3 protein-coding genes are annotated in these 5691 nt (G+C 68.8%); 1 reads left to right on the forward strand and 2 read right to left on the reverse strand.

Annotation, left to right across the window (positions count from 1 at the left end; translation table 11 throughout):
* The coding region (locus ACOJSN_RS15260) for a NosD domain-containing protein (RefSeq protein WP_420113347.1) at nt 1-1828 on the reverse strand (1828 nt) is incomplete at its 3' end.
* A 175-nt stretch (nt 1829-2003) separates the two neighbouring features.
* Here ACOJSN_RS15260 and ACOJSN_RS15265 point away from each other — a divergent pair.
* Nucleotides 2004-3203: an ROK family protein gene (locus ACOJSN_RS15265; protein WP_420113348.1), complete on the forward strand. Its 1200-nt coding sequence runs from the start codon at nt 2004-2006 to the stop codon at nt 3201-3203.
* Here ACOJSN_RS15265 and ACOJSN_RS15270 read toward each other — a convergent pair.
* Nucleotides 3187-5604 (reverse strand): X2-like carbohydrate binding domain-containing protein, encoded by a 2418-nt coding sequence (locus ACOJSN_RS15270; RefSeq protein WP_420113349.1) that lies wholly within the window; start codon nt 5602-5604, stop codon nt 3187-3189. The two genes, ACOJSN_RS15265 and ACOJSN_RS15270, sit on opposite strands and share 17 nt — an antisense overlap.
* Nucleotides 5605-5691 lie beyond the last annotated feature (87 nt).

Raw genomic sequence — 5691 nt, forward strand, 5'->3', positions numbered from 1 at the left:
CGACGGTGCTCGTGAGGAGCGTGCCTGCGGCGGTCTCCGAGAGAAGGATCCCGTCGCGCTCGTTGCCGGACACTTCGGTCCGGACCAGCTCGACCTGGCCGGGCCACTCGCTGCCTTGTCCGGAGGCCAGGATGCCGTGACCGGTGATCGGCACCTGCACGACGTCGTCGAACGAGGAGATCACGCTGTCGCGGATCACGCTGTCAGTGAGCGCGAGGGTGCCGCCACTGATCGTGGCACCGATCGCGTTTCCGGTGAGCGTGACGTTGCTTCCCGTCACGCTAGCGAAGAAGCTGGTCGCGATGCCGCCGAGGCCGAAGACGGCAGCGGTCGGTGCGTCGAGCCCGTTCCTCTCGATCGCGGTGCCTGTCAGGGTGACTGTGGATCGCAGCTCGCTGTGCGGCTCCTCGATCGCAAACAGGCCGACCCAGTCGTTGTCGGAGATCGAGCCGCCAGTGATCGTCACGGTGGCGTAGTTCGCCAGGATTCCTGTGAGGTTGCCGTCGATCTCGGTGTTGGTGACGTCGACCTCAAGGGGGCCCTCGAGCGAGATGCCAGTGCCCGTGTACGAAGGGGCGCCCGGGGTGAGAGCGCCGGTGTTGTTCAGCACCTCGCTGTCGGTGATCGTGAGGGTGGCGTCAGGCGCTTGCGTGGCCGCCACGATGCCCGCGAGGTTGTTCGAGATCGTGCTGTTGAGGATCTCGACGGTCTCAGGATTGTCGAGCGAGAGCCCGATGCGGTTGCGCTCGATCGCGGTGTCCGTCAGCGAGAGGGTGAACGGAATCTCGTCACCGCCGGTCGTCGTGCCTGGCCGGCCGTAGATCCCGCCGCCAGCCGCGTCGGAGATGTTCTCGGACACGGTGCTGCCCACCAGTGTGACGTCGCCACCCGAGGGGAGCATGATCCCGTTCTTGTTCCCTGAGATCGTGACGCCGTCGCCGAAGAAGGTGCCGCCACCCTGCAGCACCACTCCGCCGCTGAACGTGCCGCCTTCGGGAGCCCCGCTGTCGAGGATTGACGTGCCGGTGACGTTGAAGGTCACATTGCTCGCACCCACCAGCCCGGCGCCGATCTCACCGGAGACCGAACCACCCTCAATCGTTGCCACGCCTGCGGCCATCGTGACCCCCACGAGGGTGGCGGTGATGGTCGTGGTGGTGAGCGACACCGTGGCCGGGCCGGCGCCTGGGTCGGTTCCACCGCCAGTGACGCCGTACCCCACCGACGTGATGGTGCTGTTCTCGATGGCGACCGTGCTGTCCTGATCGGCCCAGACACCGGCCAACGAGCTGGCTCCGTCACCCGCGACGGCCACGGTGGTCAGGGTGGCGGCCCGGCCCGGCGCGACGTGGACGATCGGTGTGCCCGGCGCCATGCTGGAACTGCCGGTGAGGCTGACGCCGCTGATCGACACCTCGCCATCGGCGTCGACGAGGATCGTCGGCACATCGTCGGTACCCGGGTGGCTGATGGTGACGTCACCCGGCCCCGCACCCTGCAGCGACACAGGGGTGGTGATCTCCAACGCCTCGGAATAGCTTCCGGCCGCGATCGCGACCACGTCATCCGGTGTGACCTGGGTCAGCGCGGCGGCGATGGTGGCACACGCTTCAGCCGCGCTGCCGCCGCAGCCGGGAGCATCGCTCCCCTCCGGCGAGACGTACCAGGTGTTCCCTGCCGCGCTCGCCGGCAGCGCGGCGCTGCTCAGCGAGAGTGCTGCGAGGCCGATGACGGCGACCCCCGCCCTCAGCCCTCGCCTTCCCCACGCGCGGCGGCGATGGTCCGAGCGGTCCTCGAGCACGCTAGATCGGTCACTGACAACGCTCATCCGTAGCACCCCTGCTTTGGTTGTCTATTCAAGAACTTCGGACCTTAGCGGCTCCGTGGGCGCCAAGGGAAGAGCCAAGCGGTGAGAGTGAGACCGAGGCCGAGACCGAGAGGTCGGTCGTCTGTGGCGTGGGAGACGGCGCTACCGTGTGCTGACACGGAGGTGGGACACGGGCATGGATGAGGTCGGGGAGTCTCGCGCCGCACTGCTGCGGTCGGGCTCGGGCGCCGCGGACGAGGTGTTCACCACGATCCTCACGCGCAGTCCGATCAGCCGCATCGACATCGCCCGCCGCACGGGGCTCTCACAGGCCGCTGTGACCAAGGCGGTGACCCCGCTGGTTGCGGCGGGGATCGTGAGCGAGCACGCCGGTCCGCCGCGCCAGAAGCGGCCCCTCGGCCGTCCCGCGAACCCGGTGGCGCTGGTCGCGGACGCGCTGGTGGTGCTCGGCATCAAGGTCAACGTCGACGAGGTGATCGCCGTCGCCACCGATCTGCAGACGCAGGTGCTGCACAGTGCGCGGGTGCGCCTGACCGAGCACGATCCCGCCACCGTGATCGAGGCGATCGTCTCGCTCAGCGCCCAGTTGAAGGATCTGCTGGGGGAGGCCGCGGGGCGCATCGCCGGCGTCGGGGTGTCCGTGTCAGGAGATGTCGACGGCGCGTCCGGCATGGTGCGGGAATCGGCCATCATGTCGTGGGCCGGCCTCGACCTGCGAGCAGAGCTCACGCGGCGCCTCGGCGCGCCGGTGGTCGTCGAGAACGATGTCCGCGCGCTCGCGATCTCCGAGCACTGGTTCGGGGTCGGGCTCGGGACCCGGTCGTTCGCGATCGTGACGATCGGCCTGGGCATCGGAAGCGGCCTGCACGTCAACGGCGAGGTCGTGGAGGGCACGTTCGGGGTGGCGGGCGAGCTCGGCCACCTGCCGCTCGCCTCACCCGATGCGATCTGCGCGTGCGGGCGGCGTGGTTGCGTGGAGGCGGTCGCCGGCACACCCGCGATCGTGGCGCGGGTATCGGCTGCGCACGGCCGCGCGGTCACGATCGAGGAGGCGGTCCGCCTGGCTCACGAGGGCGACGAGGCTGCTGCCGACGCGTTCGGCGAGGCTGCCTCCCTGATCGGGACGGCGATCGCGAGCCTGGTCAACCTGCTCGGCCCCGAGCTCGTCATCATCGGCGGCGAGGCGGTGCGCAACTTCGACCTGTTCGACTCCACGCTGCGCGCGGCCTTCGCCGATCACGCTTTCGGTGCCGCCTCCCGCTGTCGGATCCTCGTGCGCCCGCACTCCTTCGAGGACTGGGCACGCGGAGCAGCAGCGACCGTGGTCCGGTCGCTGCTGCTGCCGCAGGCCGATCCGGTCAGCGAACCTTCTTGACCGTGTAGGTCAGCGCGTCGAACCGCATCACGTCACCCGAGACCATCACGAGTCGGACGGTGTGCTCGCCGTCGCGCAGCTTCGCCGACGTGAACAGCTCCTGCCCGGTGAGGCGCTCCTCGGCGTGGGTGTCCACGACCTCGACGAGCGTGCCGTCGAGCCATACCTCGACCTGACCCTGGTCCGGTGCCACCGGACCGGTCCATGAGAACCGCTCACCGCGGAACGAGATCTCGACGGCGTCCCCCGGGGAAGAGGTCATGTGGACGTCGTTGAGATGGTCGCCTGCGAAGCCCACCTGGAGGGTCTGCTCGCCCTCGTCGAGCGTGGCGAGGTACGCCGCGCTCACGGTGACGGCTCCGCCGTCGACCGTGTAGTCGACGCCCTCGGTGAGGGCGCCGGCTGGTCCGGTGATGCCGGACAACTCGCCCTCCGCACGCAGCAGCTGCACGGTGACGTCCGCCGGCTCGGCGAGGTCGAACGCGGCGGTACTCGGCTCGATAAGGCGCTCCTGCACCACATCGAGCCTGTCGATCAGCATGTACTCACCGCTCGCGTGCACGAGCCGGAGCGTGTGCGTGCCGTTCGGCAGGTCGCGCACGCTGTAGACCACCTGCTGCGCGCCGCGCCCGGACTCCTGGTACGTGCTGACCGTCTCCACGAGCTGGCCGTCGAGGTAGACCTCGACGTCGCCCTGCGAGGAGTGCGTCTCGGTCACGTAGTCGATGCCGGTGCCGACGAACGTGTACTCGACGGCGTTGCCTTCCGACTCGCTGAAGTGGACGTCGTCCTCGTGGTCGCCCAGGCCGCGGCCCGTGCTGTGGCTCCACGAGCCCTGGTAGAGGATGCTCGAGTCGTCGTCGTTGACGGCGATCGGTCCAGCCTCCGGTGCGGTCGGAGCCTCGCCGGTGCTTGAGTCGCCCACCGCAATCCTCAGCGGCTGCGACGTCGCGACGACCTCAGCTCCGCCGTTGCGAGCCCAGTCGCCCTCGTGCTCCACCCGCAGGTCGTCGTCGTTGACCGTGATCGTCGCGCCCCTGCCGGGCGTCACGGTGAAGAGTCGAGCACCGTGGATCGGCACGCTGTCGACCACCAGCTCGTCGGTGACGGTGCCGATCTTGCGCTGCGCCCACAGGTCCCGCACGGTGGCGCTGCCGCTCAACCCGATGTCCTCGAAGTCGAGGGTCATGTCGGCCTCGGTCCGGCCGAGGTTGAACAGCGCGACCGTGTAGGTGCCGTCAGCGTTGAGGGAGTACCAGACCTGGTGATTGGTGTCGGTCGCGACCGGGCGTGCCGGGGTGCCCGCTTGGTTGGCGGCGATCACCTCGTCGTTGGTGAGCAGCTCGATGCCGTACTGGTCGAGGTTCGTCATGTCGTTGCCGATGTAGAGCGGCGCTGCCGAGACCGCCCACAGCGTCATGGCGGTGCGGCGCTCGTCACGCGTCAGCCCGTCCATGCTGCCGTTGCCGACGTTGAGCGAGTCGAGGTCGTTCCAGCCCCGATCCGGGCCGGCGTACCGCCACCATTGGGCGAGCCGCGGGAACAGTCGTTCCACGTTGGCCCAGGTGGTCAGCGCCTCGTCCCCGCAGTAGCACTCGACGTCCCAGTCGATGCGCCAGCCCTGGGCGTGCTCGGCCCAGTAGTCGGCCTCGTCGATGTCGACGGCCCACGACAGCTCGAGCCAGATGTCATGGCGTGCCAATGCCTGCGACCAGGCCGCGACATCGCCGCGGGAATCCATCGAGCCGTCCTCGATGCCTGAGCCTGGGGTGACGCTGTCGAACTTGACGAAGTCCACGCCCCACTCGCCGAGCAGCTCGGCGATCGAGTCCACGTAGGCCTGCGAGCACGGGTTGCTGAAGTCGATCTGGTACGTGAAGCCCCAGTAGTCGCCTTGCTGCAGCGGCGTGGTGGCGATGTCACCCGTGGAGCAGCCGGGGGCACCGGCGATAGGGAGGTCGTCCTCGTACACCTCCTGGCCGATGCCGGGAATGAAGTACAGCCCGAACTTCTGGCCGTTGCCGTGCACGTGGTCGATCACCGCCTGCAGGCCATCGGGGTACAGCGTCTCGCTGGGCACGGGCCGGCCGTGTTCGTCGATGCCGCCGTTCCATCCGGCGTCGACGTTGATGTACTCGTACCCGTAGGGCTGCAGCGTCTCGTGCATCGCGTCCGACTGCGCGATGATCTGATCCGCCGTGATCCACTGGCCTCCCGAGTGGACCTGCATGCTGTAGCTGCTCCACCCCATGTAGGGCTGCTGAGCGATCTCCTCGATTCCTTCAGGCCCGTCGTCGGCGACGGCGGAGCCCCCTGATGCCATGGTCAGCACCAGTGCTGCGGCCGCGGCGACGGCGGGTGCCGCCGCTGCGCGCCTCCGGTGATGGGTGTGCGCTTTCATCGTGACCCACTCCTTCATCTTCGGTGTCTCCGGACGTCCTTGCCCGGAGCGAGGTGACGTCAGGCGATCCGACGTCGGTCGATCTCG

Origin of the sequence: Pseudactinotalea sp., from assembly GCF_048594945.1 — a bacterium.
Taxonomy (GTDB): Bacteria; Actinomycetota; Actinomycetes; order Actinomycetales; family Beutenbergiaceae; genus Pseudactinotalea.